The organism is Variovorax sp. GW460-12-1-14-LB1, assembly GCF_059423605.1.
In genome coordinates this window covers 1-24052 of record NZ_JBWKYF010000048.1, presented here as the reverse complement: position 1 = coordinate 24052, position 24052 = coordinate 1, and the positions used below count along the sequence as shown (strand labels likewise).

Below are 24052 nucleotides of genomic sequence, written 5' to 3'. Positions count from 1 at the left end.
TCTCCATAAGCGGTTGTTATATGTTGCTCCGAGAGATCGAGGTGTTCCGTTCCGTGATGTCCGTGGGCTCCGCGAGCAAGGCGGCGGCGCTGCTGGGCGTGACGCAGCCGGCCATCAGCCAGTCGCTGCGCAGGCTGGAGGAAGCCGCGGGCTTTCCCCTGTTCCGCCGGCTGCGCGGCCGCCTGCACCCCACGCCCGAAGCACAGGCATTGCTGGTCGAGGTCGAGCGCGTCTTCGTGGGCTTGAGCAGCATCGAGCACCGCATGCGCAGCCTCAAGCGCTTCGGCGTCAACACGCTGCGCATGGCGGTGTACCCGGCCTTCGGCCTGAGCTTCGTGCCGCGGGTGCTGTCGCGGCTGGTGGCCGAGCGCGGCGACGCCGACGCCCGCCCGCAGATTTCGCTGCAGGTGCTCAGTTCGCGGGAGGTGCACGAGGCCGTGCTGGGGCGCCAGGTCGACTTCGGGCTGATGGCCGACGAGATGCCGACGACCGGCCTGGAGCACTCCGAATTCGCGCGCTTTCCGGGCGTGGTGGTGATGCATGCCAAGCACCGGCTGGCCCGCGCCAGGACCATCCAGCCGCATCAACTCGCCGAAGAGCCCTTCCTCGCGCTCAACCCGGAAGATGCCTCCCGGCGCCGCCTGGAGCGGGCGCTGGCGGACCGCAACGTCGCATTGAGCGTGCTGGTCGAGACCCCTTATGCGGCCAGCGTGTGCGAGATGGCCCTGAGCGGCATGGGCATCGGCGTCGTCAACCCGGTCACCGCGCTGGAGTACGCACAGCGCGGCCTGGCCGTGCGCCCGCTGTCGCTGGAGGTGTCCTTCGCGGGCATGCTGGTGCTGCCGCCGGGACAGCCGCTGTCCGGCCTGGCGGTGCGCGTGCTCCAGCTCATGCGCATCCAGCTGGCCGAAGACCAGAAGGCCCTGGCGGGCCTTCTCAAGCCTCGCGCCAGGTAGCGCCGCGCAGGCGCAAGGCATTGGTGATCACCGACGCCGAGCTCAGGCTCATCGCCAGCGCCGCGATCATCGGCGACAGCAGCCAGCCCGTGAACGGGAACAGCACGCCCGCGGCCAGCGGCACGCCCAACGCGTTGTAGAGGAAGGCGAAGCCCAGGTTCTGCTTCATGTTGGCGATCGTCTGCTCGGAGATGACGCGCGCCTGCGCGATGCCGCGCAGGTCGCCCTTGACCAGCGTCACCTGGGCGCTGTTCATCGCGACATCGGTGCCGGTGCCCATCGCCACGCCGACGTCGGCCTTGGCGAGCGCGGGCGCGTCGTTGATGCCGTCGCCGGCCATCGCGACGATGCGGCCCTCGCGCTGCAGCCTGTCGACCAGCGCGAGCTTGTCGGCGGGCTTCACTTCGCCGTGCACCTCGTCGATGCCCAGCTTCGCGGCGACGGCCCGGGCGGTGGTCAGCCCGTCGCCCGTGGCCATGATGACGCGCAGGCCCGAAGCCTTGAGCGCGGCCAGCGCCTCCAGCGTGGTCGGCTTGATCGGGTCCGACACCGCGAGCAGCCCGGCCGCCTGGCCGTCCACCGCCAGGAACATGACGCTCGCGCCCTCGGCCCGCAGGGCCTCGGCCTGCGGCTTGAGGTCGTCGACCCGCACGCGCAGCTGTTCCATGAGCGCCGTGTTGCCCAGCGCCAGCTTCCGGCCGGCCACGGCGCCGCTCACGCCGATGCCGCTGCTGGATTCGAAACCCTCGGGCGTGTCCAGCGCCAGCTGGCGCTCGCGCGCCGCCCGCACGATGGCGTCGGCCAGCGGGTGCTCGCTGCCCTGGTCCAGGCTGGCGGCCAGGCGCAGCACCTCGTCGGCGGTGAAGCCGGGCGCAGGCACCGCGCGCTCGAACTGCGGGCGGCCTTCCGTCAGGGTGCCGGTCTTGTCGACGATGAGCGCATCGACCTTGCGGAAGTTCTCGATCGCGGCGGCATCGCGGAACAGCACGCCCTGCGTGGCCGCCTTGCCGGTGGCCACCATGATCGACATCGGCGTCGCAAGGCCGAGCGCACAGGGGCAGGCAATGATGAGCACCGCCACGGCATTGATGAGGCCGTAGACCAAGCTGGGCTGCGGCCCGAAGAACCCCCAGGCGAAGAAGGTCAGCACCGCGATGGCGATCACCGTCATCACGAAGTAGCCGGCGACCTGGTCGGCCATCCGCTGCATCGGCGCGCGCGAGCGCTGGGCTTGCGCCACCATCTGCACGATGCTCGCGAGCACGGTCTGCGAGCCGACCTTTTCCGACTGCATGACGAGGGCGCCGTTGGTGTTGAGCGTCGCGCCGATGAGCTTGTCGCCCACGCGCTTGGTCACGGGCAGCGGCTCGCCGGTGAGCATCGACTCGTCGACCGCGCTGCCGCCTTCGATCACCACGCCGTCCACCGGCACCTTTTCACCGGGGCGCACGCGCAGCTTGTCGCCCACATGCACGTGGCCGATGGGCACGTCTTCCTCGGTGCCGTCGGCGCCGATCCGGCGCGCCGTCTTGGGCGCGAGCCCCAGCAGCGACTTGATGGCCGCGGAGGTTTGCGAGCGCGCCTTGAGCTCGAGGATCTGGCCCAGCAGGGTGAGCGAAATGATCACCGCCGCCGCCTCGAAGTAGACCGACACGCGCCCCATCGACACGAACGACGCGGGGAACACGCCCGGCGCCACCGTGGCCACGACGCTGTAGGCAAAGGCGGCGGCCGTGCCCAGGCCGATCAGGGTCCACATGTTCGGGCTGCGGTTCGCCACCGACTGCACCGCGCGCACAAAGAACGGCCAGCCGGCCCACAGCACTATGGGAACAGTGAGCACGAGCTCGATCCAGCTTTGCGTGCCCATCTCGAACCACTGCAGGCGGTGGCCGGCCATGGCGAGCACGGTGACGACAACGCTGAGCGGCAGCGTCCAGAAGAAGCGCCGCTTGAAGTCTTTCAGCTCGGGATCTTCGCCCTCGTCGAGGGTCGGCATCTCGGGCCCCAGCGTCATGCCGCACTTGGGGCAGTTGCCCGGGTGGTCCTGCCGGATCTCCGGGTGCATGGGGCAGGTGTAGACCGTGCCTTGCGCAGCGGGCTGCGCAGGGTCCGCGGGCGCATGCCCGTGCGATGCGTGGTGATCGTGGTGGCCGTGATGACCGTGGGGGTGTCCTGCGTGCCTGGTGGACGTGTCGTTCATTCGCGTTCTCCGACAGGAAAGGGGGAAGCCCTTGAGGGGGAAGCGATCAGTGTCCAGGTTGACACGATGTGAAGGTCAAGCCCTGTCGCGCGATACCCTGGAAGAAAAAGCGCCGGCATGGCGGCCGGCGCGTGAAAGACGCGTGCGCAGGACGCTCACTTGCCGGCCTTGCCCACCAGCACCGCGCCCTTCATTCCGGCGTCGTAGTGGCCCGGTTGCAGGCAGCCGAAGTCGACCTTGCCGGCCTGGGTGAACTGCCAGACGATCTCGCCGGTCTTGCCCGCGGCCAGCGTGACCATGTTCGGATCGGCGTGCTCCATCTCGGGGTTCTTCTTCATGGCCTCGTAGTGCGCCAGCAGCGCCTTCTCGGTCCCGAGCACGAGCTCGTGCTTCAGGACACCGGAGTTCTTGACGACGAAGCGCACCGTCTCCCCCTGCTTGACCTTGATGTCCGCCGGCGTGAAGCGCATCGAGTCCGTCATGTCGACCTGGACCGTGCGCGTCACCTTGGCGGCCACGCCGGGCTTGCCGACGGCGGCTTCGGCATCGTGGCCGTGGCCACCGGCGTGGGTGCCCGAGGCGAAAGCACCGGCAGCGGCCAGTGCAGCCCCTGCAGCGAAAACGGTGTTGCGGAAGGTGTGTGTCATGGTGTCCTTGGAGGTTGCCGGGATGCCGCGACTCTAGGAAGCCAAGCCCGTCCACCACCGATCACCCGGATTACAAAAAGGCAATCTGCGCGCCCGACCTCTTGCGTCGGCGACATGGGAATCGCCTTATTTTGCCCGGGCAAAATATCCCAAGACGTCCCGCCCGGTGGCACCCGGCCACCCGGTGTTTCCCCGGAAAAGCACGGCGGTGCCAAACGGCGGCAAGGGCGCCGCCCTTGAAAGGTCATCGAATGCCCTTATGATTAGCACTCGCTGCTGACGAGTGCTAACAACCCTCCCATCCAGTCGACAGGTCGCCGGTTTCTCCGGCGCCCGACCACAAACAAACCCGTTTCTTACCCTTCCAGGAGATGCAATGAAACTTCGTCCTTTGGCCGATCGCGTGATCGTCAAGCGTGTTGACAGCGAAACCAAGACCGCCTCCGGCATCGTCATCCCCGACGCAGCCGCCGAAAAGCCCGATCAGGGTGAAGTCCTGGCCGTGGGCCCGGGCAAGCGCAACGACAAGGGCGAACTGGCCGCACTGACCGTCAAGGTCGGCGACCGCGTCCTGTTCGGCAAGTACAGCGGCCAGACCGTCAAGGTCGATGGCGACGAACTGCTCGTGATGAAGGAAGACGACCTGTTCGCAGTCGTCGAGAAGTAATTCTTCTCCTCTCTTTCGATCCCATCCAAATTCAATCCATTCGGAGTTAATTCATCATGGCAGCAAAAGACGTAGTCTTCGGCGGCGAAGCCCGCGCACGCATGGTCGAGGGTGTCAACATCCTGGCCAACGCAGTCAAAGTGACCCTGGGCCCCAAGGGCCGCAACGTGGTGCTCGAGCGTTCGTTCGGCGCCCCCACCGTGACCAAGGACGGTGTGTCCGTGGCCAAGGAAATCGAACTCAAGGACAAGCTGCAGAACATGGGCGCCCAGCTCGTGAAGGAAGTGGCCTCCAAGACCAGCGACAACGCTGGTGACGGCACCACGACCGCCACGGTCCTGGCACAAGCCATCGTTCGCGAAGGTTTCAAGCTGGTGGCTGCCGGCATGAACCCGATGGACCTGAAGCGCGGCATCGACAAGGCTGTCACGGCCCTGGTCGCCGAGCTGAAGAAGGCTTCCAAGCCCACCACCACCTCCAAGGAAATCGCGCAAGTCGGCTCCATCTCGGCCAACAGCGACGAAACCATCGGCAAGCTCATCGCTGACGCGATGGACAAGGTCGGCAAGGAAGGCGTGATCACCGTGGAAGACGGCAAGTCGCTGGACAGCGAACTCGACGTCGTCGAAGGCATGCAGTTCGACCGCGGCTACCTGTCGCCCTACTTCATCAACAACCCCGAGAAGCAATCGGCGCTGCTCGACAACCCCTTCGTGCTGCTGTTCGACAAGAAGATCAGCAACATCCGTGACCTGCTGCCGGTGCTGGAGCAAGTCGCCAAGGCGGGCCGTCCGCTGCTGATCATTGCCGAAGAAGTCGAAGGCGAAGCCCTGGCGACCTTGGTCGTGAACACGATCCGCGGCATCCTGAAGGTTGTGGCTGTGAAGGCTCCTGGCTTCGGCGACCGCCGCAAGGCCATGCTGGAAGACATCGCCATCCTGACGGGCGGCAAGGTCATCGCTGAAGAAGTGGGCCTGACGCTCGAAAAGGTGACGCTGGCCGACCTGGGTCAAGCCAAGCGCATCGAAGTGGGCAAGGAAAACACGATCATCATCGACGGCGCTGGCGCTGCTGGTGACATCGAAGCCCGCGTGAAGCAAGTTCGCGTTCAGATCGAAGAAGCGACCAGCGACTACGACCGTGAGAAGCTGCAAGAGCGCGTGGCCAAGCTGGCCGGCGGCGTGGCAGTGATCAAGGTTGGCGCTGCCACCGAAGTCGAAATGAAGGAAAAGAAGGCTCGCGTCGAAGACGCCCTGCACGCCACCCGCGCTGCAGTGGAAGAAGGCGTTGTGGCTGGTGGCGGCGTGGCTCTGCTGCGTGCCAAGCAAGCTGTGGGCGACTCGGTCAAGGGCGACAACGCTGATCAAGAAGCCGGCATCAAGCTGGTGCTGAAGGCCATCGAAGCCCCCCTGCGCGAAATCGTGAACAACGCCGGCGGCGAAGCCTCGGTGGTGGTGAACGCTGTGTTGGCCGGCAAGGGCAACTACGGCTTCAACGCTGCGAACGACACGTACGGCGACATGCTCGAGCTGGGCATCCTGGACCCGACGAAGGTCACCCGCACCGCACTGCAGAACGCCGCTTCGGTGTCCTCGCTGCTGCTGACGACCGAAGCCATGGTTGCTGACGCACCCAAGGACGAGTCCGGCGCTGGCGGCGGCGGCATGCCCGACATGGGTGGCATGGGCGGCATGGGCGGCATGGGCATGTAATTGCCCGGCTGAGCTCTGCTCACCAACGCAAAAAGGGCCGCGCAAGCGGCCCTTTTTCTTTGCGCGGAAGGTTCAGCGGAACTGGTCGCGCAGCGCCATGTAGAGCACCTGAAAACGCGCATGACGCGTCTTGTGTGCGCCAGCGCCTTCGGATGAAGGCGTCAGCGTCTGCTTCACCGGCGGCAGCGTGCACACCTCGGCCACAGCACCGCCATCGGCCAGCCACGCCAGCCGCGCCGCACCGAGCGCACCGCCCGTCTCGCTGCCTGCATAGAGCGTGAGCGACACCTGGAAGATGTCGGCCAGCAACTGCCCCCACCACACACTGCGCGCACCGCCCCCCACGAGCGCGACCTCGCGCAGCGGCATGTCGGCCGGCAGGCGCAGCGTGTCGAAGCCATCGCGCAAGCCGAAGCTCACGCCCTCGACCACGGCATAGGCGATCTCTGCGGGGCCTTGTGCATGCGTCAGGCCGAACAACGTGCCCTGCGCATTCGGGTTGTTGTGCGGCGAGCGTTCGCCCGACAGGTACGGCAGGAACAGCGGGCAGCGCGCCCGGTCCGCCAACGCAACCGACGCCGCCGCCTCGAGCAACGCCGCCTCGTCCGCGAACTTGAAGGTCTTCGCCGCCCAGCTCACCGCGCTGGCGGCCGAGAGCATCACCGACATCTGGTGCCAGCGCCTGGGCAGCGCGTGGCAGAAGGCGTGCATCGCCTGCGCGGGGTTCGGCAGGAAGCGGTCGGTCGAGACGAACACCACGCCCGAGGTGCCGAGCGAGACGAAGCCCTGCCCCGGCTCCACGAGCCCCATGCCGACCGCGCTGGCGGCGTTGTCGCCCGCGCCGCCGGCGATCTTCACGCCCTCGCGCAGCCCCCAGCGCGCCGCCAGTTCCGGCTTGAGCAGCGCGGAGACTTCGCTGCCCTCGACCAGCCGCGGCATGTGATCGCGCGTGAGCCCCGTGGCGGCGAGCAGTTCGTCGGACCAGTCGCGCGCGCCCACGTCGAGCCACAGCGTGCCGGCCGCGTCGGACATCTCGCTGACCGCCTCGCCGCTGAGCATGAAGCGCAGCCAGTCCTTGGGCAGCAGCACGCGCGCCACGCGGGCGAAGACCTCGGGCTCGTGCTCGCGCACCCACAGCAGCTTGGGCGCGGTGAAGCCGGGCATCGCGAGGTTGCCCGCGATCTCGCCCAGGCGCGGCACGGCGCGCGTGAGCGCCTCGCACTGCGCACCGCTGCGGCCGTCGTTCCAGAGGATGGCCGGGCGCAGCACGTCGCCCGCCGCATCGAACAGCGTGGCACCGTGCATCTGGCCCGACAGGCCGATGGCGCGCACCTGCGCCAGCGCCTCGGCATGCGTGGTGCGCAACTCGGCCATGACCGCCTCGAGCGCCTGCCACCATTGGGCAGGCGCCTGCTCGGACCACAGCGGCTGCGGCCGGTCGACCGTGAGCGGTGCGCGTGCCACGCCGACGATGCGGTGATCGTCCGCGAGCAGCAATGCCTTGAGCTCGGACGTGCCGAGGTCGAGTCCCAGATACAAGATGGTCTCCCTGATGGCGCCTTCGGAGCGGGCGCGTTCGCCTTGAAAGAAATCAGCCGAAGCGCGTGTCGGCCTGGCGCCTGAACTCGCTCGGTGTCATGCCCTTGATTTCGAGAAAGCGCCGGTTGAAGTTCGCCACGTTGTTGAAGCCCACCTGGTAGCAGATGTCGGTCACGTAGTGGTCGGTCTGCATCAGCAGGTGGCAGGCGCTGTTGATGCGCACGCGGTTCACGAAGTCGGTGAAGCTGTTGCCCGTCGAGCGGCGGAAGAAGCGGCTGAAGCGACTCTCGCTCATGCCCAGCTCGGCGGCCACGTCCGACATCGAGATCGAGTCGGTCATGTTGTTGGTGATGCGGTTCACGATGTCGTTGATCTGGTCGACCTGCGCATCGCCGTCGCTGCCCTGCACGCCCTGCATCTGCACGCTCGACAGCAGCCGGTAGTCGGTGCACTGCGCCAGGTCGGCCATGAACTCGCAGAACAGGCCCAGGCGGCGCACGCCGCGCGCGGCCTTGATGGCGTCCCAGTGCGCCAGCGCCTGTTCCGACATGCCGAAGAACTCGATGCCGTGGCGCGCGCGATCGAGCAGCGGCATCACGTCGCGCAGCTCGGGAATCTCGGCGGCCGCGCGCTCGATGGGCTCGTGGCGGAACTGGATCACGCGGTCGCGCCCGGCGGCGCCTTCTTCGGGTACGTCGAGCGAGATCCAGTTGTGCGGCAGGCGCGGCCCGCACAGCACGAGGTGGCCGGGCTGGAACGGGCCGATCCAGTCGCCGATGAAGGCCTTGCCCGAGGTCTCGGTGATCAGGTGCAGCTCGTAGTCTTCATGGAAGTGCCATCGCACCAGCGGGCTCGGAAAGCCGTGCGCGAGGCAGCGCACCAGGCCGGTTTCTTCCGGTGCCTCGTAGCCCAGCGACGGGGAGCGCGCGAAATCGCGCTCCAGCTCGGGTTGGCGTTGGCGAGGGATCGCGCGTTTGCGGGTGGTCGTGGTCATGGCGGCACGGATCGATCAGGGCCGGGAAGCGACGGCCTCGTTGTCTTCCTGCGAAAGCGCCGTGCGAACGGCTTCCAGCGTCGGTGGATCGGCGCCCTCGCGGGTGCAGTTCAGGGCCGCGGCGGTGGCGGCAAAGCGCATCACCGCGCGCCAGGCGTCGTCGCCCAGTTCGGCCAGTTGCGCCGGATGCTCGACGCCATGCGCCAGCAGCGCCACGGACAGCCCGGCGGTGAAGGTGTCGCCCGCGCCGATGGTGTCGACCACCTCGACGCGCGGCGCGGCCACGGTGAGCGGCGCGCTGCCGGTGCGCCACAGCGTGGCACCGGCACCGCCGCGCGTGACGACCACGGCGCGCGCGCCGGCCGTGAGGCACTCGGCCGCGAGCGCATCGACCGGCCGCCCGGGAGCGAGCAGCGCGGCGTCTTCGTCGCTGAGCTTGACCAGGTCGGCCATCGCGAACCACTCGGTGACGCGGGCGCGGTAGGCGGCCATGTCCGGGATCAGGCTGGGCCGCACGTTGGGATCGAACACGATCACGCAGCGCCCCGTGTGGGCGGCCACGAGGTCGGCGATGCGCGACGACGCCGGCTCCTGCAGCAGCGAGATCGAGCCGAAGTGCAGGAAGCGGCATTCCGCCGGCAGCTGCGGCAGCGGCTCGGGCGCCCAGGTGGCGTCGGCGCTGCCGCGCGTGTAGAAGGCGTAGCGGTTGGTCTGCGGCGTGCGCTCCACGAACGCCAGCGTCGACGGTGCGTCGCTGCGCAGGATGAGCCGGGTGTCGACGCCGTTGCGTTCGAGAAAAGCCATCAGCCGCTCGCCGAACAGGTCGGTCGAAAGCTGCGTGAGAAAACCGGTCGGCTGCCCCAGCCGCGCGCAGGCCACGGCCGTGTTCAGCGGCGAGCCGCCTTCATGGCCGAGGAACGCCAGAGTGCCGCCTTCGCCGGCGGTGAAATCGATCAGGGCCTCGCCCGTGAGTGCAATGCGCATGGTGCTTGGATTTTCTTCTTCTGTCAGGGCAAGGCGCGGGCGTCGGCCAGGAAACCCGCTTCGGCAGCCAGGGTGGCGGGATGGTCGAGCAGCTCGGCAAAGAGGCGCGGCGGGATGGTGATGGCGCCCACGCCCAACCCCAGCAGCGCCAGGTAGGCCGCGCGCGAACGGATGCTCGCCACCAGCAGCCGCGTACCCGGCGAAGGCCGTTGCGCCACCAGCGACTGCATCTGCGCGATGAGCGCCAGCCCGTCGATGCCGGCGTCTTCGAGCCGGCCGAGGTACGGCGCCGCATAGGCCGCGCCCAGCTGCGCGGCGAAGTGCGCCTGCTCGGGCGCGTACACGGCGGTCCACGTCACAGGCACGCCCTGGGCGATGAGCCGCGCACCCGCGTCCAGGCCCTGGCGCGTGGCTGGAATCTTGATGACGAGCTGGCCGGGGTCGAACTGCGGCAGCAGGACGGTGGCGTCTTCCAGCATGCCGCCGACCTCGCTCGAATACACCTGGGCCTGCACCTGGCGCGCGCCCAGGTCGATGCAACGTTTCAGTAGGCCTGGCACATCGGCACGCCCGACGCCGGCGCGTTGCAGCAGCGTCGGGTTGGTCGTCACGCCGTGCACCACCGGGTGCGGCAGGCAGGCCTGCAGCTCGGCCAGGTCGGCGCTGTCGAGGTACAGGTGGAAGTCGTCGTTCATGCAGAAATGCGGAAGGAAGGTGGGGTTCAGCTCATGACATTGCCGCCGTCGACATTGAGGGTCTGCGCCGTGATGTAGCGCGCCTCGTCGCTGGCGAGAAACACCGCCGCCCCGGCAATGTCGCCCGGCACGCCCATGCGCCCGAGCGGCACGGCGAGGCCGACACGCCGCTTCTTCTCGCCCGGCGCCAGCCCTTCGGCTTTGGCAAACAGGCTGTCGACATGGTCCCACATCGGCGTGTCGACCACACCGGGGGCGATGCCGTTGACGCGGATGCCGTGCGGCGCCATGGCCAGCGCGGCGCTCTGCGTGTAGCTGATGACGGCCGCCTTGGTCGCGCAGTAGTGCGACACCAGCGCCTCGCCGCGACGCCCGGCCTGCGAGGCCATGTTGATGACCGACGCGCCCGGCGTGCCGGCCTCGACCATGTGGCGCAGCACGGCCTGCATCACGAAGAACATGCCTTTCACGTTGACGGCGAAGAGCCGGTCGAACGAGGCCTCGTCGCTGTCGAGCAGCGGCGCGAGGTCGAACACGGCGGCGTTGTTGAACAGCGTGTGGATGGGGCCGAAGGCGACCTGCGCCTCGGCCAGCATGTGCGCGATGGCCTGCGTGTCGGTCACGTCGGCCGCGATGTAGGCGAGCGTGTCGGGGTGGGCTTGCTGCAGCGCGCGCACGGCCTCGGGCGCGGCGGTCGCGCGGTCGATCACGCTGCAGCGCGCGCCCTCGGCGATGCAGGCCTCGGCGACCGCCAGGCCGATGCCGCCGCCGGCACCAGTCAGCAGCACATGGCGGTCCTGCAGGCGGCCGCTCATGGCGCGGCCTTCTCTTTGATGAAGCGGGCCACGCGCTCGCCGGCACGACGCACCGCATCGACCAGCCGCGCATCGCCCGCGAGGCTGCCCCACAGCCCGGCATCGGCGCACAGCGCCGCCACGGGGTCGGCCGCGTCGCAGATGGCGTGCGCGGCAGCATCGTCCATGCTCTGGTCCTGGTAGGCGTAGGGCAGCGCGCCCCGGTGCCAGCGCTGCAGGAACGCGAGGAACAGTGCGGGCAGCATCGCCACGCTGTCGATGCCCTGCCCGGCCGCGAGCCGCTCGCGCACGGTCGGCGCGATGAAGCCCGGGATCTTCGAGAAGCCGTCGGCCGCCACGCGCTGGTTGGTGTCGCGGATCGCGGGGTTGCCGAAGCGGTCGAGCACCACGTCGCGGTAGGCCGCGAGGTCGATCGGGCTCGGGCTCAGGCACGGGATGACGTCGTCGGTCACGTAGTCGAAGGCCATCCGGCGGATGGCCGCGTCGTGCGTGCCTTCGTGGATGAAGCCCAGCCCCGCCAGCGTGCCGGCCCAGGCGATGCAGCTGTGCGTGGCGTTGAGGATGCGGATCTTGGCCTCTTCGTAGGGCTGCACCGATTCGACCAGCTCCACGCCCACGCGCCCCCAGTCGGGCCGGCCGGCGATGAAGTCGTCCTCGATCACCCACTGGATGAAGCTCTCGCCCGTGACCGCCGCGCCGTCGTCGCGGCCCGTGGCGGCGCGCACGCGCGCGCGCAGCTCGGGCGGCGGGCGCGGCGTGATGCGGTCGACCATCGCGTTCGGGCAGCGGGTGTTGGCATCGACCCAGGCCTGCAGCGGCGCGTCGCCGACGAGTGCGATGAACTCGAGCAGGCCCGCGCGAAAGCGGTCACCGTTGTGGCGCAGGTTGTCGCAGTTCAGCAGCGTCACGGGGTCCGCCTGCGCGGCGCGCCGTGCCCGCAGGATCGCGCAGACCGCGCCGTAAATCGTCTCACCGGCCTCGCCGCGCCGCGCGCGTTCGATGTCAGCCGCGAGGTCGGTGAACGACAGGTCGAGCTTGCCCTTGGTGTCGAGGTAGTAGCCCGCCTCGGTCACGGTGAAGGAGACGATGCGCGTGGACGGCGCGGCGCCGCGTGCGATCACCGGGGCCAGCGAGGGCTCGTACGGCAGCACCTCGCGGATCGCTTCGATCTGCTCGTAGCGGTACTCGCCCGCCGGCGACACGGTCTCGAGCGTGTAGCGTCCGCCCTGGGCCTGCAACGCCGCGACCACCTCGGCCATGTCGGGCCGGATGTTGGCGCCCGACAGCGACCAGCGGGTGTCGCCCGCATCGATCAGCCGCTGCAGGTAGACGGCCTGGTGGGCGCGATGGAACGAGCCGAGGCCGAGGTGAAGCACCGTGAATTCCGAAGGCGCCGGTGGGGTGGGCACGAGGCCCGCTGCTGCGAGGGTCACGGGGAAGGTCCGTTGAAAGTGAGGGTCGTCGGATCAGGCGGCGACAGCGCGGCCTTCGCGGCTGAACAGGTGCAGCACGGACGGGTCGAGCTCGACCGCCACGTCGTCGCCGGCCTGCAGCGGCGTGCGTTCGTTCTGGCGCGCGATGAGCGGCACGCCACCCACGTCCACGTGGATCAGCGTGTCGGCGCCCAGCGCCTCGATGAGCTCGACGCGGCCCGGCACGCCGGCGGCCGCGCCCTGCTTCGGATGCACGCGCAGGCCTTCGGGGCGCACGCCCAGGAAGCCGTCGCTCGGCAGGCGCCCGCCGGTCGCGGCGGAAAAACTCGGGATGGCGCTCGCCGCCACCATGTTCATCGACGGCATGCCGATGAACTGCGCGACGAACTGGTTGGCGGGTCGGTCGTACAGCTCCAGCGGCGTGCCGACCTGCTCGATGAGCCCGTCCTTCAGCACCACCACGCGGTCGGCCAGCGTCATGGCCTCGACCTGGTCGTGCGTGACGTAGATGGTGGTCGCCCCCAGTGCGCGGTGCAGCTTGTGGATCTCGACGCGCGTGTTGCCGCGCAGCGCCGCATCGAGGTTCGACAGCGGCTCGTCGAAGAGGAACACCTTGGGCGCACGCACGATCGCACGGCCGATGGCCACGCGCTGGCGCTGGCCGCCCGACAAATCTTTCGGCGTGCGGTCCAGGTACTGCGTGAGGTTCAGCGTCTTGGCCGCGTACTCGACCTTGGTCCTGATCTCGTCCTTGGCCACGCCCGCGAGCTTCAGCGCGAAGGACATGTTGTCGTACACGCTCATGTGCGGGTACAGCGCGTAGCTCTGGAACACCATCGCCAGGTCGCGCTTGCCCGAAGGCGTCCAGGTGATGTCCTTGCTGTCGAGCAGCAGGTTGCCGCTGGTGATCGGTTCGAGCCCCGCGATCAGCCGCAGCAGCGTCGACTTGCCGCAGCCCGAAGGCCCGACGAAGACGATGAACTCGCCCTTCTGGATCTGCAGGTCGACGCCCTTGATGATGTGGACGTCGCCAAAGCTCTTCTTGATGTTCTTGAGTTCGAGGTAGGCCATGAGATGTCTCCCTTTCTTTACTTGACGGCGCCGAAGGTCAGGCCTTGCACCAGTTGCTTCTGGCTGAACCAGCCGAACACGACGATGGGCGCGATGGCCATCAGCGAGGCGGCCGACAACTTGGCCCAGAACAGGCCCTCGGGGCTGGAGTACGAGGCGATGAGCGTGGCCAGCGTGCCGGCCTTGGCGGAGGTGAGGTTCAATGCCCAGAAGGCTTCATTCCAGCTCAGCACTAGGCACAGGAGGCCGGTCGATGCGAGCCCGCCCACCGACAGCGGCATCACGACGTGGCGGAACTCGGTCCACAGGCTCGCGCCGTCCATGCGTGCGGCTTCGAGGATCTCGTTCGGAATGTCCTTGTAGGCGCTGTAGAGCATCCACACCATGATCGGCAGGTTCGACAGCGTGAACACGATGGTGAGCGCGGTGAGCGAATCCAGCATGCCCGCGGTCTGCGCGAGCACGTAGATCGGCACCAGCGCACCGACGGCCGGCATCATCTTGGTGGAGAGCATCCACATGAGGATGTCGCGCGTCTTCTTCGTGCGGAAGAACGCCATCGAGTACGCAGCCGGCGCCGCGATCAACAGGCCGAGGATCGTCGAGCCCAGGCTGGTGATCAGCGAGTTGCGCGCATACAGCAGGTAGTCGCTGCGGCGCTGCACTTCGCCGAAGTTGTCGAGCGTGGGTTCGAAGATGAACAACGGCGGCACGTGAATGGCCTGCAGCTCCGTCTTGAAGGCCGTGAGGAACAACCAGCCGAGCGGGAAGAACAGAAGCAGTGCCACGGCCCACGCACCGACGGTGCGCAGCAGCTGGGGAAGGAAGTTGCTGGGTTGCATGGTCGTTCCTTCTTCAGTCGAGGTTCTTGCCGATGATGCGGATCAGGAACACCGCGACGATGTTCGCCAGCACCACCGCGAACAGCGCACCCGCGGAGGCCACGCCCACGTCGAAGTTCATGAGCGACTGCTTGAAGATCATGTAGGTCATGTTCGTGCTCTCGTTGCCCGGGCCGCCATTGGTGGTGATGGCGATCTCGGCGAACACGCTGAGCAGGAAGATCATCTCGATCATGATCACCACGGCCATCGGGCGGCCCAGGTGCGGAATGGTGAGATAGAAGAAGCGCTGAAATGAACTGGCGCCGTCCATGCGCGCCGCTTCCATCTGTTCGCGGTCGAGCGACTGCAGCGAGGTGATGAAGATCAGGCAGGCGAAAGGCAGCCACTGCCACGCCACCATGATGATCACGGAGAACAGCGGCACGTCGGTGAGCCAGTCGACCGGCTGCGCGCCGAAGAAGCGCCACACGTCGGCCAGGATGCCGTAGATGGGGTTCATCATCATGTGCTTCCACAGCAGCGCGTTCACTGCGGGCATGACGAAGAAGGGCGAGATCAGCAGCACGCGCACGATGCCGCGGCCCGGGAAGGGCTCGTTCACCAGGAGCGCAAGCAGCACGCCGAACACCACGGTGATGACGATGACGCTCCCGATGAGCAACAGCGTGTTCCACGTGGCCGGCCAGAAGTCGGGGTCGGTGACGAAGTAGTGAAAGTTCTCGATGCCCGCGAACGTGCGTTCGCCGGGCTGCATGAGGTTGTAGTTCACGAAGGAGAAGTACAACGTCATCAGCAGCGGCACGATCATCCACAGGAAGAGCGTGAGCACGGCGGGCGCCATGAGGGCGCGGGGCAGGAGTCTTTTCATGTTCTGGTCCCTGGGCTTTAGGTCAGGACTGCCGCGGGTCCGGCTTTGCCGGTCCGCTGGCAGTGCCCCCTGCAAGGGGGTTGGCGTAGCGACACGAAGTGCGCGCAGCCTGGGGGTTTACTTGTAATACCCGGCTTTCTTCATCTCGCGCTCGGCTGCGAGCTGCGAAGTCTTCAGCGCCTGGTCGACCGTGACCTTGCCCGACAGCGCCGCGCTCATCTGCTGGCCCACCGCCACGCCGATGGCCTGGAACTCGGGAATGGCCGCGTACTGCACGCCGACGTACGGCGACTTGGGCAAGGTGCTGTCGCTGAGGTTGGCGCTGTCGATGGCCTTCTTCTCGGCGGCGGCAAACTTGGCGACCTTCTGGAACTCGGGGTTCGCGTAGGTCGACTTGCGCGTGCCGGTGGGCACCGTTCCCCAGCCGTGTTCCTTGGCGACGAGGTTGACGTACTCCTTGGAGGTCGCCCACTTCACGAAGGTCTGTGCGGCGGCGCCCTTGGTCGAGCTGGCGGGAATGGCCAGGTTCCAGGTCCACAGCCAGTTCGCGCCCTTGGGCGTCACGGCGACGGGGGCCTGTGCGAAAGCCACCTTGTCGGCCACCTTCGACTGCTTGGGGTCGCTGATGAACGAAGCGGCGATGGTCGCGTCGACCCACATGCCGCACTTGCCTTCGTTGAAGAGCGCCAGGTTCTCGTTGAAGCTGTTGGCCGAGGCGCCCGGCGGGCCGTAGGCCTTCATGAGGTCGACGTAGAAGCCGATCGCGTCCTTCCAGGGCTTGGTGTCGATCTGCGGCTTCCACTGCATGTCGAACCACTGGCCGCCGTTCGTGTTGACCAGCGTGGTCAGGAAGGCCATGTTGTCGCCCCAGCCCGGCTTGCCGCGCAGGCACATGCCGTACAGGCCGCCCTTGGGGTCATGGATCTTGCCGGCCAGCTCCTTCACCTGCGCCCAGGTGGGCTGCTCGGGCATCTTGAAGCCAACCTTGTCGGCCAGGTCCTTGCGGTACATGAGCATCGAGCTCTCGCCGTAGAACGGCGCGGCGTACAGCTTGCCTTCGTGCGACAGGCCGGCGCGGATGGCGGGCAGCAGGTCGTCGGCGTCGTAGGCGGCATCGGTGGCGATGGGCTGCAGCCAGCCCTTCTTCGACCAGATCGGCGCCTCGTACAGGCCGATGGTCATCACGTCGAACTGGCCGCCCTTGGTGGCGATGTCGGTGGTCACGCGCTGGCGCAGCGTGCCTTCTTCCAGCGTGACCCACTTGAGCTTGATGTCGGGGTTCGCTTTTTCGAAGAAGGGCGTGAGCTTCTGCATCTCGATCATGTGGCCGTTGTTGACGGTCGCGATCACGAGTTCGGTGGCGGCGTGGGACACAAGGCCCGTGCCGATGAGTGCGAGGGCGAGGCCCGCTTTCAGAAAGCGCTTCATGGTGTCTCCTTGGGTGAGCGACGCCTCGGTATCGTGGTCGCCGTGCCCGGATTCTGGAGAAACGCGCTTGCGATTTTGGTATTTCGAGCGGCCCAACCAGTACTCTCTTGCACCAGTTGGCTAGTGAAATCCCTAGTTAACGCAATTCAGGATGGAAAAACGTCCGACTGAAGTTCTCGCCCGTCACGCGTGCCCACCCAACAGCTGGCGCCGGAACTGCGCGGCGGCCGGCGACAGCGGTCGGTCCTCGCGGGTGATGAGGCAGATCGGCGGCACCCGCACCGGCAGCTCGACCGGCACCGTGCGCAGCACGCCCAGCCGGCCGTAATGGTTGGCCTGCGAGGCCGGCATGACGGCGGCCATGTCGGAGTTCTCCAGCAGCGCCGTGATCGCGATGGGCGATGCCGTTTCGATGATGTCCAGCCGCGCCTGGATGCCCGCCTCGCGCATCGCGGCCTCGAAGCGCCCGCGCTGCGGCGAGCCCGGCGGCTGCAGCACCCATGACCAGGTCGCCATCTCGGCCAGCGTGACCGTGGCCGTGCGCTCGAACACCGGGTGCGCGGCGCGCACCACGACCACCTGCGACTCGCCCAGCAGCGGCACGCTCGCGTACTTGGCCTCGTCGTGGCCGTCGGTGAGGCGGCCCAGCACGAGGTCGACGTCGCCTTGCTCCAGCTGCGCCTGCATCAGGTCGCTGGTCTCGACCACCACCGACACGGCCACCTGCGGATGGCGCAGGTGGTACGCCACCAGCGCCGGCGCCAGCAGCTCGGGCACCGCACCCGGCACGCTGCCCACGCGCAGCGCACCGCTCAGGCCGGAACGCAGCGCGAGCATTTCCTCGCGGGCGGTGCCGAAGTCGCTGAGCACGCGGTGGGCGTAGCGGATCAGGATCTCGCCGTAGGGCGTGGGCGCCATGCCGCGCGCCAGGCGCTCGAAGAGCTGTTCGCCCAGCGACTCCTCCAGCTGCTGCAGCAGCTTGGTGGCCGCGGGCTGGCTGATGTTCATGGCCTCGGCCGCGCGGCCGAGGTGGCGATGCGCATCGAGCCGGGCCAGCAAAAGCAGCTGGCGCGGCCTCACATGCAGCATCAGCGAGGCGTCGGTGAGGCCGGGTTTCATGCACAAAAGTATATGGAGCTTCGGCCTTTTTCGATTGGATCGCGCGCCAGAAGCTCCGTAGGCTCGGGCCCACAACAAGCAGGAGACGACGCGATGACCCTCTTTCCCCTGGCCCGCGGTGCCGGCCTGGCGGCGCTCCTGGCGCTGGCCGCCTGCCTGAGCGCGGGTGCGCAGCCGGCCTACCCCGACAAGCCGCTGCGCATCCTGGTCGGCGCCTCGCCCGGCGGCGGCACCGACATCCTCGCGCGCGTGCTGGCCGACAAGTTCGCGCCCGTGCTCAAGCAGCCCGTGACGGTGGAGAACCGCCCCGGCGCATCGAACACCATCGCCGGCGAACTCACGGCCCGCGCGCCGGCCGACGGCGCCACGCTGCTGCTGGCCACCAACACGGCGCAGGCCGTGGCGCCGCACATCCTCAAGCTCAAGTACGACCCGCTGAAAGACCTGCAACCCATCGGCCTCGTGGCCGTGATGCCCAACGTGCTGGTGGTGTCGGCCAACTCACCCTACCGGTCGGTGAAGGACCTGCTGGCCGCGATGGCCGCGAAGCCCGGCGGCTTCAAGTACGCGTCGTCGGGCATCGGCAGCACGCAGCACGTCGGCGGCGAAGCCTTCAACCTGGCCACGGGCATGACCTCGATCCATGTGCCCTACAAGGGCAGCTCGCAGGCGCACATCGACATCATCTCGGGCGAGGTCGAGATGATGTTCGACAGCACCTCGTCGGCCATGGGCCAGATCCGCGCCGGCAAGTTCCGCGCGCTGGCCGTGAGCGCGCCGCAGCGCTCGCCCGAGCTGCCCGACGTGCCGACGCTCGCCGAGCAAGGCGTCAAGGGCGCCGACGTGTCGACCTGGTACGGCCTGTACGTGACGGCCGGCACGCCGCGCGCCGCCGTCGAGCGGCTGAGCGCCGAACTCACGCGCACGATGGGCCTGGCGGACGTGCAGTCGCGCATCAAGGCCCTGGGCGGTGAGCCCGGCACGCTGACCGGCGAACCTTTCGCGGCGATGAACCGGCAGGAGTTCGACCACTACGGCCGGCTCGTGCGCGACGCGCGCATCAAGGCCGAGTGAGGCCGTCCCTTCTTTCTCTTTTCTCCACCTCCATTGCCGACCATGTCTACCCCCTCGACAACTCCGCGCGTGACCTCCGCCAAACCCCGCATCGCCGTGTTGCTGGGCGACCCCAGCGGCGTCGGCCCCGAGATGGCCGTGAAGCTGCTCGCGCGCCAGCGCAACCTCGACGCCGCGCGTGTGCTGCTGATCGCCGACCCCGTCGTGCTGGCCGCGGGCGAGCGCGTGGCGGGCGCGAAGCTGGCGCCGCTGCAGGTGAACACCCTCGACAGCCTGCGCTTCGAGGACGGCCGTCCGAGCCTCCTCGTGCGCGACTGGATGGCGGGCGAGGAACCGGTGCTCGGCGAGTCGAACGAGCGCTCGGGCCGGGCCTCGTTCGAAGCACTGGAGCTGGCCACGCAGGCCGTGCGAAACGGCCAGGCCGACGCGATCCTCTTCGCGCCGCTCAACAAGCATTCACTGCGCCTGGGCGGCCTCGTGCACGAGGACGAGCTGCGCTACATGCAGGAGCGCTTCGCGGTCACCGGCTTCGTCTGCGAGTTCAACCTCACCGGCTCGCTGTGGACCTCGCGCGTGACCTCGCACATTCCGCTGAAGGACGTGGCACGGCACATCACGGTGGAGGGCGTGCGCGACGCCGTGAAGATCATCGCGTCGGCACTGCGCCGCGCCGGCGTGGCACACCCGCGCATCGCCGTGACCGGCCTCAACCCGCACGCAGGCGACGGCGGCTCGATCGGCATGGAAGAGATCGAGATCATCGCGCCCGCCATCGAACAGCTGCGCGCCGAAGGCCACGACGCGCGCGGCCCGTTCTCGCCGGACACCGTGTTCATCGGCGCGCGGCGCGGCGACGTCGATGCGGTGGTGTCGATGTATCACGATCAGGGCCAGATCGCGATGAAGCTCATGGGCTTCGAGCAGGGCGTGACCTTGCATGGCGGCCTGCCCGTGCCCGTGGCCACCTCGGCCAGCGGCAGCGCCTTCGACATCGCCGGCCAGGGCGTGGCGCAGATCGAAGGGCTGCAGCAGGCTTTCGACCTGTGCGTGCGGATGGCAAGCGGCGCGCCGGCGCCTGTGTCCGTCGAGGCGGCAGTGGCCTGAGCCACCTGGCGCCCCAAAGAAAAAGGGCCGCGCGTGCGGCCCTTCGAAAAAATAAGCTCAGGCGCTCGGCGGCTCGCCGTAGCTATTGGCCTCGGGCTGCGACCGCCCGACCCAGAAAAAGATCACCACGAGATTGATGAGCGGAATGATCAAGAGCAACTGAAACCATCCGCTCTTGTCCACATCGTGCAAGCGGCGCGCCCCCGCAGACAGCGAGGGCAGCAGCAACGCCAACCCCACGATGAAGCCCACGAACTCATGAATCAGGTTCGCCGAAAAAAGGACGACCAGTTGCGCCAACGCGAACCACCAGAATTCCGACCGCGACGCCCGTCCGCTGAAATCGACGTACTTGCGCAGGCACGTCTGGACTGCGGTTTGAAAATCCATCATTCACTCTCTCCTCTTGACAGGTCCCCGGGGAAATTCCCCCGGCAGATCATATCGACGCGCTCCTGCCCACAAGCCTTCGAAGCCAGCCAACCCACTGCGGGCACAGCGCCCCAACGTGCGCTGACCCACATCGCGACTTCGGCGATGCAGCGTGTGTCGAAGCGTCGGCCGCAGCCCAAAGAAAAAGGGCCGCTTGCGCGGCCCTCGTCGGAGAGGAAAGCAGCTCAGGCGCTCGGCGGTTCGCCGTAGGCGTTGGACTCCGGCTGCGTCGGCTGAACGAAGAAATAGATCAGCACGAGATTGATCAGCGGGATGATCGACAGCAGCAAAAACCAGCCGCTCTTGCCGATGTCGTGCAGGCGGCGCGCGCCCACGGCGAGTGCGGGCAGAAGCAGGCCCAGCGCTGCGATGACGTACACGTATTGATGGATCAGGCCGGTGATAATGAGCACCCCGAACTGGGCCAGAAAAAACCACCAGAACTCGGAACGCGACGCACGACCCGTGAAATCGGTGTACTTGGCGATGCACGTCTTGACCGCTGTTTGAAAGTCCATTGACTCGCTCCTCTTGATGAATCCCAGGGAAATTTCCCCGGGGCCATCATATCGGCGCACTGTGCAACGACAAACTCGGCCAAACCGGCCACCACCCTGCAAACCAATGGCCTAAAGGCCTAGTGGATAGAGCCTTTGGCCAAGGCTTGCGAGGCTTGCAGTGACGTGCGCCGTCAGGTGCTCAGCCGCTGCAGCAGGCCGGCCGTGGAGGCATCGAGCCCCGAGACATCGCCCGAGGCCAGGCGCGGCTCGATGTCGCGCGCCAGCACCTTGCCGAGCTCCACGCCCCACTGGTCGAAGCTGTTGATGCCCCACAGCGCGCCGCTGGTGAACACGCGGTGCTCGTACATCGCGAGGAAGGCGCCCAGTGCTTCGGGCGTGAGCTTTTCGAACACGAAGAAGGTGCTCGGCCGGTTGCCCGGGAAGTTCTTGTGGCCGCCTTCGTCGAGCTTGCCGACCATCAGCGCCTGCGCCTGCGCGAGCGCGTTGGCCAGCAGCTTGGGGTGGTGGCCGTCGAGGTCGTGCGAGGCGTCGCGCACCGCCATGAACTCGAGCGGGATCACGTCGGTGCCCTGGTGCAGCATCTGGAAGTAGGCGTGCTGGCCGTTGGTGCCGGGCTCGCCCCAGAGCACGGGCGAAGTGCCGAAGGCCAGCGGCGCGCCGCTCGCGTCGACCTGCTTGCCGTTGCTCTCCATCTCGAGCTGCTGCAGGTAGGCCGGCACGCGCTTCAGGGCGCTGTGGTACGGCGCGATGCTGCGGCTCGTGAAACCGTGGAAGTTGCGGTACCAGGCGTCGAGCAGGCCCAGGCGCACGGGCAGGTTCTGCTCGAGCGGCGCGGTGCGGAAGTGCTCGTCCATCGCGTGCGCGCCCGCCAGCAGCCGGCGAAAGCCGTCGGCGCCGATGGCCAGCGCGATCGGCAGGCCGATGGCCGACCACAGCGAGTAGCGCCCGCCCACCCAGTCCCAGAAGCCGAAGGTGGTGTCGATGCCGAACTGCTTCGCGGCCTCGACGTTGGTGGTGAGCGCGGCGAAATGGCCGGCGATGTCAGTGCCGCCCGACTGCTCGTACCAGCGCTTGGCCGAGAGCGCGTTCGTCATCGTCTCGGCCGTGGTGAAGGTCTTGGAGGCGACCAGGAACAGCGTGTGCTCGGGCGCCAGGCCCTTGAGCACGCCCGCCAGTTCATGGCCGTCGACGTTCGAGACGAAGTGGAAGCGCTTGCCCGGCGCCACGAACTCCGCGAGCGCCAGCACCGCCATCTGCGGGCCGAGGTCGGAGCCGCCGATGCCGATGTTGACCACGTCGGTGATCGTGTGGTCGCTGCGCACCTTCTCGGCGTAGGCCAGCATGGCGTCGAGCGTGGCATGCACCTCGCGCAACTCGTGGGCCGTCTGGCGGCCGGTGGCCGCGTCGGCCGGCGCGCGCAGCAGCGTGTGCAGCACGGCGCGGTCTTCGGTGTTGTTGATGTGCGCGCCCGCGAACATGGCGTCGCGGTGGGCTTCGAGGCCGCATTCGCGCGCCAGCGTGAACAGCAGCGCCTCGGTGCGCGCGTCGATGAGGTTCTTCGACAGGTCGGCGAAGACGTGCGGCGCCTCCTGGCTGAAGCGCGCGAAGCGCCCGGCGTCCTCCACGAAGGCATGGCGAAGGTCGAACTGGCGACCGGCCGTGTCGAAGCTGGACTGCAGTTGCGCCCAGGCCGGCGCGCGGTCACAGCGCAGGGTCATGGTCATGTTTACTTGCCGCTTTCCTGCATGAGCTTTTCGAGCTTCACGGCGTCGGCCGCGAAGGCGCGGATGCCCTCGGCGAGCTTCTCGGTGGCCATGGCGTCTTCGTTGAGCGCGAAGCGGAAGCCGGCTTCGTCGTAGCTCACCTTCTCCGCGTTGCCGCTCGCGGCAGCCTTGGCGTCGAGCGCGTGCGTGAGCGGCGCGTTGCTCGCGGCCAGCTCGGCCAGCAGCTCGGGGCTGATGGTCAGCAGGTCGCAACCGGCGAGCGCCTGGATCTGCCCCACGTTGCGGAAGCTCGCGCCCATGACCTCGGTCTTGATGCCCTGCTGCTTGTAGTAGTTGAAGATTTCACGCACCGACTTCACGCCGGGGTCGTTGGCGCCCGCGCTGGCGGCTTCGTCCCACTTGGCGCCGGCCGACTTCTTGTACCAGTCGTAGATGCGGCCCACGAAGGGCGAGATGAGCTGCACGCCGGCCGCGCCGCAGGCCACGGCCTGCGCGAACGAGAACAGCAGCGTGAGGTTGGTGCGGATGCCCTTCTGCTCGAGCAGGCGCGCGGCCTCGATGCCTTCCCAGGTGGAGGCGACCTTGATGAGCAGGCGCTTCTCGGTGTCGATGCCTTCGACCTTGTACAGCGCCACGATGCGCTCGCCGCGGGCCACGGTGGCGGCGGTGTCGAACGACAGGCGGGCGTCGACTTCGGTGGACACGCGGCCCGGGATGATGGAGAGGATTTCGGTGCCGAAGCGCACCAGCAGGCGGTCGATGACCTCGTCGAGCGGCTTGCCGGCGTGGGCCTTCACGGTTTCATCGAGCAGCGGCCGGTACTCGGCCTTCTGCACGGCCTTGAGGATCAGCGACGGGTTGGTAGTCGCGTCCTGCGGCTTGGAAATGCTGAGCTGCTTGAAGTCGCCGGTGTCGGCAACCACGGTGGTCCACTGGCGGAGTGCATCGAGTTGGTTCATGAAATCAATTATCCGGGGAGGGGTGTGACAAGTCCTGCACGCAGTTGCGCGGCGGTCGATGTTTTCATGCGAACCGTAGCACGGGTTTTCGCGAAGCTCCATCGGCCTGCAGCGCGAAGGGTTGTCGGCCGCCCTGCCCTACAGGGGCTGTGGTCCCCGGCTGACGGCAGCCGGCCGCGGCGGGGGGCACCCTGAACGGGACGCGGCATCCACGCCGAGAACGACTTTCCCCAGGAGCCCTCATGACCCCTCGCCCCCCACG

General features: G+C 67.8%; 22 protein-coding genes. 5 read left to right on the top strand and 17 right to left on the bottom strand.

All coding sequences use genetic code 11. The annotated features are described in order from the left end of the window. The first annotated feature begins 20 nt into the window (after positions 1-20). Complete coding sequence (locus tag AC07Y4_RS22165; RefSeq protein WP_495275115.1) at positions 21-956, top strand: LysR substrate-binding domain-containing protein; 936 nt, start codon at positions 21-23, stop codon at positions 954-956. Here the strand turns inward: AC07Y4_RS22165 and AC07Y4_RS22160 are convergent. Both AC07Y4_RS22160 and AC07Y4_RS22155 read right to left on the bottom strand, forming a co-directional pair. Continuing rightward, positions 937-3159: a copper-transporting P-type ATPase gene (locus tag AC07Y4_RS22160; RefSeq protein ID WP_495275114.1), complete on the bottom strand. Its 2223-nt coding sequence runs from the start codon at positions 3157-3159 to the stop codon at positions 937-939. The two genes, AC07Y4_RS22165 and AC07Y4_RS22160, sit on opposite strands and share 20 nt — an antisense overlap. Before the next feature lie 155 nt (positions 3160-3314). Then, positions 3315-3806, bottom strand: coding sequence for a cupredoxin domain-containing protein (locus tag AC07Y4_RS22155; RefSeq protein WP_095743735.1), 492 nt, complete (start codon positions 3804-3806; stop codon positions 3315-3317). A 376-nt stretch (positions 3807-4182) separates the two neighbouring features. On the opposite strand from AC07Y4_RS22155, the gene AC07Y4_RS22150 reads away from it, so the two are divergent. Further along, positions 4183-4473, top strand: coding sequence for a co-chaperone GroES (locus tag AC07Y4_RS22150; RefSeq protein ID WP_056572926.1), 291 nt, complete (start codon positions 4183-4185; stop codon positions 4471-4473). A 56-nt stretch (positions 4474-4529) separates the two neighbouring features. After that, on the top strand, positions 4530-6185 hold the full coding sequence (gene groL / locus AC07Y4_RS22145) for a chaperonin GroEL (RefSeq protein WP_153280487.1): 1656 nt from the start codon (positions 4530-4532) through the stop codon (positions 6183-6185). Between the two features lie 72 nt (positions 6186-6257). Here the strand turns inward: groL and xylB are convergent, their stop codons facing one another. The 11 genes from xylB to AC07Y4_RS22090 all read right to left on the bottom strand — a co-directional run bounded on the left by xylB (position 6258) and on the right by AC07Y4_RS22090 (position 17976). Beyond that, positions 6258-7724: a xylulokinase gene (xylB, locus tag AC07Y4_RS22140; RefSeq protein WP_495275113.1), complete on the bottom strand. Its 1467-nt coding sequence runs from the start codon at positions 7722-7724 to the stop codon at positions 6258-6260. A 52-nt stretch (positions 7725-7776) separates the two neighbouring features. Continuing rightward, positions 7777-8718 (bottom strand): AraC family transcriptional regulator, encoded by a 942-nt coding sequence (locus AC07Y4_RS22135; protein ID WP_070059980.1) that lies wholly within the window; start codon positions 8716-8718, stop codon positions 7777-7779. A gap of 15 nt (positions 8719-8733) precedes the next feature. Next, complete coding sequence (locus AC07Y4_RS22130) at positions 8734-9702, bottom strand: carbohydrate kinase family protein (RefSeq protein ID WP_095948301.1); 969 nt, start codon at positions 9700-9702, stop codon at positions 8734-8736. 23 nt (positions 9703-9725) lie between these two features. After that, a complete protein-coding gene (locus tag AC07Y4_RS22125; RefSeq protein WP_495275112.1) occupies positions 9726-10397 on the bottom strand; it encodes a transaldolase family protein in 672 nt (223 codons plus the stop codon). A 26-nt stretch (positions 10398-10423) separates the two neighbouring features. Further along, positions 10424-11212 carry an L-iditol 2-dehydrogenase gene (locus AC07Y4_RS22120; protein ID WP_492679527.1) on the bottom strand — a complete coding sequence of 263 codons (789 nt, stop codon included), beginning with the start codon at positions 11210-11212 and terminating at the stop codon, positions 10424-10426. Continuing rightward, positions 11209-12588 (bottom strand): D-arabinitol 4-dehydrogenase, encoded by a 1380-nt coding sequence (gene dalD / locus AC07Y4_RS22115; protein ID WP_495275125.1) that lies wholly within the window; start codon positions 12586-12588, stop codon positions 11209-11211. Before dalD ends, AC07Y4_RS22120 begins: the two co-directional genes overlap by 4 nt. A 90-nt stretch (positions 12589-12678) precedes the next feature. Then, positions 12679-13716 carry an ABC transporter ATP-binding protein gene (locus AC07Y4_RS22110; protein ID WP_062472672.1) on the bottom strand — a complete coding sequence of 346 codons (1038 nt, stop codon included), beginning with the start codon at positions 13714-13716 and terminating at the stop codon, positions 12679-12681. Positions 13717-13733: 17 nt separating this feature from the next. Beyond that, complete coding sequence (locus AC07Y4_RS22105) at positions 13734-14558, bottom strand: carbohydrate ABC transporter permease (protein ID WP_013539656.1); 825 nt, start codon at positions 14556-14558, stop codon at positions 13734-13736. A gap of 13 nt (positions 14559-14571) precedes the next feature. Next, entirely contained in the window at positions 14572-15429 is an 858-nt protein-coding gene (locus AC07Y4_RS22100) for a carbohydrate ABC transporter permease (protein WP_070059984.1), read from the bottom strand. 117 nt (positions 15430-15546) lie between these two features. Further along, a complete protein-coding gene (locus AC07Y4_RS22095) occupies positions 15547-16857 on the bottom strand; it encodes an ABC transporter substrate-binding protein (protein ID WP_062472668.1) in 1311 nt (436 codons plus the stop codon). A gap of 183 nt (positions 16858-17040) precedes the next feature. Further along, positions 17041-17976, bottom strand: a complete 936-nt coding sequence (locus AC07Y4_RS22090) for a LysR family transcriptional regulator (RefSeq protein WP_206167842.1) — start codon at positions 17974-17976, stop codon at positions 17041-17043. A gap of 93 nt (positions 17977-18069) precedes the next feature. Between AC07Y4_RS22090 and AC07Y4_RS22085 the strand changes: the two genes are divergently transcribed. Both AC07Y4_RS22085 and AC07Y4_RS22080 read left to right on the top strand, forming a co-directional pair. Then, entirely contained in the window at positions 18070-19050 is a 981-nt protein-coding gene (locus AC07Y4_RS22085; RefSeq protein ID WP_495275111.1) for a Bug family tripartite tricarboxylate transporter substrate binding protein, read from the top strand. A gap of 42 nt (positions 19051-19092) precedes the next feature. Continuing rightward, complete coding sequence (locus AC07Y4_RS22080) at positions 19093-20154, top strand: 4-hydroxythreonine-4-phosphate dehydrogenase PdxA (protein ID WP_495275110.1); 1062 nt, start codon at positions 19093-19095, stop codon at positions 20152-20154. 57 nt (positions 20155-20211) lie between these two features. Here the strand turns inward: AC07Y4_RS22080 and AC07Y4_RS22075 are convergent, their stop codons facing one another. The 4 genes from AC07Y4_RS22075 to tal all read right to left on the bottom strand — a co-directional run bounded on the left by AC07Y4_RS22075 (position 20212) and on the right by tal (position 23790). After that, on the bottom strand, positions 20212-20544 hold the full coding sequence (locus AC07Y4_RS22075) for a DUF805 domain-containing protein (RefSeq protein ID WP_495275109.1): 333 nt from the start codon (positions 20542-20544) through the stop codon (positions 20212-20214). A 227-nt stretch (positions 20545-20771) separates the two neighbouring features. Then, complete coding sequence (locus tag AC07Y4_RS22070; RefSeq protein ID WP_495275108.1) at positions 20772-21104, bottom strand: DUF805 domain-containing protein; 333 nt, start codon at positions 21102-21104, stop codon at positions 20772-20774. A 173-nt stretch (positions 21105-21277) separates the two neighbouring features. Beyond that, positions 21278-22831 carry a glucose-6-phosphate isomerase gene (gene pgi / locus AC07Y4_RS22065; RefSeq protein WP_487847998.1) on the bottom strand — a complete coding sequence of 518 codons (1554 nt, stop codon included), beginning with the start codon at positions 22829-22831 and terminating at the stop codon, positions 21278-21280. A 2-nt stretch (positions 22832-22833) separates the two neighbouring features. Continuing rightward, complete coding sequence (gene tal, locus AC07Y4_RS22060; protein ID WP_495275107.1) at positions 22834-23790, bottom strand: transaldolase; 957 nt, start codon at positions 23788-23790, stop codon at positions 22834-22836. Positions 23791-24052 lie beyond the last annotated feature (262 nt).

What these genes read in the sequence shown, in the direction of transcription:
- AC07Y4_RS22090 (WP_206167842.1), bottom strand. Translation starts at nt 17,976, where the DNA reads ATGAAACCCGGCCTCACCGACGCCTCGCTGATGCTGCATGTGAGGCCG.
- AC07Y4_RS22150 (WP_056572926.1), top strand. Translation starts at nt 4,183, where the DNA reads ATGAAACTTCGTCCTTTGGCCGATCGCGTGATCGTCAAGCGTGTTGAC.
- tal (WP_495275107.1), bottom strand. Translation starts at nt 23,790, where the DNA reads ATGAACCAACTCGATGCACTCCGCCAGTGGACCACCGTGGTTGCCGAC.
- AC07Y4_RS22125 (WP_495275112.1), bottom strand. Translation starts at nt 10,397, where the DNA reads ATGAACGACGACTTCCACCTGTACCTCGACAGCGCCGACCTGGCCGAG.
- pgi (WP_487847998.1), bottom strand. Translation starts at nt 22,831, where the DNA reads ATGACCATGACCCTGCGCTGTGACCGCGCGCCGGCCTGGGCGCAACTG.
- AC07Y4_RS22105 (WP_013539656.1), bottom strand. Translation starts at nt 14,558, where the DNA reads ATGCAACCCAGCAACTTCCTTCCCCAGCTGCTGCGCACCGTCGGTGCG.
- AC07Y4_RS22095 (WP_062472668.1), bottom strand. Translation starts at nt 16,857, where the DNA reads ATGAAGCGCTTTCTGAAAGCGGGCCTCGCCCTCGCACTCATCGGCACG.
- AC07Y4_RS22075 (WP_495275109.1), bottom strand. Translation starts at nt 20,544, where the DNA reads ATGGATTTTCAAACCGCAGTCCAGACGTGCCTGCGCAAGTACGTCGAT.
- AC07Y4_RS22085 (WP_495275111.1), top strand. Translation starts at nt 18,070, where the DNA reads ATGACCCTCTTTCCCCTGGCCCGCGGTGCCGGCCTGGCGGCGCTCCTG.
- groL (WP_153280487.1), top strand. Translation starts at nt 4,530, where the DNA reads ATGGCAGCAAAAGACGTAGTCTTCGGCGGCGAAGCCCGCGCACGCATG.
- AC07Y4_RS22165 (WP_495275115.1), top strand. Translation starts at nt 21, where the DNA reads ATGTTGCTCCGAGAGATCGAGGTGTTCCGTTCCGTGATGTCCGTGGGC.
- AC07Y4_RS22155 (WP_095743735.1), bottom strand. Translation starts at nt 3,806, where the DNA reads ATGACACACACCTTCCGCAACACCGTTTTCGCTGCAGGGGCTGCACTG.
- AC07Y4_RS22080 (WP_495275110.1), top strand. Translation starts at nt 19,093, where the DNA reads ATGTCTACCCCCTCGACAACTCCGCGCGTGACCTCCGCCAAACCCCGC.
- AC07Y4_RS22160 (WP_495275114.1), bottom strand. Translation starts at nt 3,159, where the DNA reads ATGAACGACACGTCCACCAGGCACGCAGGACACCCCCACGGTCATCAC.
- AC07Y4_RS22120 (WP_492679527.1), bottom strand. Translation starts at nt 11,212, where the DNA reads ATGAGCGGCCGCCTGCAGGACCGCCATGTGCTGCTGACTGGTGCCGGC.
- AC07Y4_RS22130 (WP_095948301.1), bottom strand. Translation starts at nt 9,702, where the DNA reads ATGCGCATTGCACTCACGGGCGAGGCCCTGATCGATTTCACCGCCGGC.
- AC07Y4_RS22100 (WP_070059984.1), bottom strand. Translation starts at nt 15,429, where the DNA reads ATGAAAAGACTCCTGCCCCGCGCCCTCATGGCGCCCGCCGTGCTCACG.
- AC07Y4_RS22110 (WP_062472672.1), bottom strand. Translation starts at nt 13,716, where the DNA reads ATGGCCTACCTCGAACTCAAGAACATCAAGAAGAGCTTTGGCGACGTC.
- AC07Y4_RS22070 (WP_495275108.1), bottom strand. Translation starts at nt 21,104, where the DNA reads ATGGACTTTCAAACAGCGGTCAAGACGTGCATCGCCAAGTACACCGAT.
- AC07Y4_RS22135 (WP_070059980.1), bottom strand. Translation starts at nt 8,718, where the DNA reads ATGACCACGACCACCCGCAAACGCGCGATCCCTCGCCAACGCCAACCC.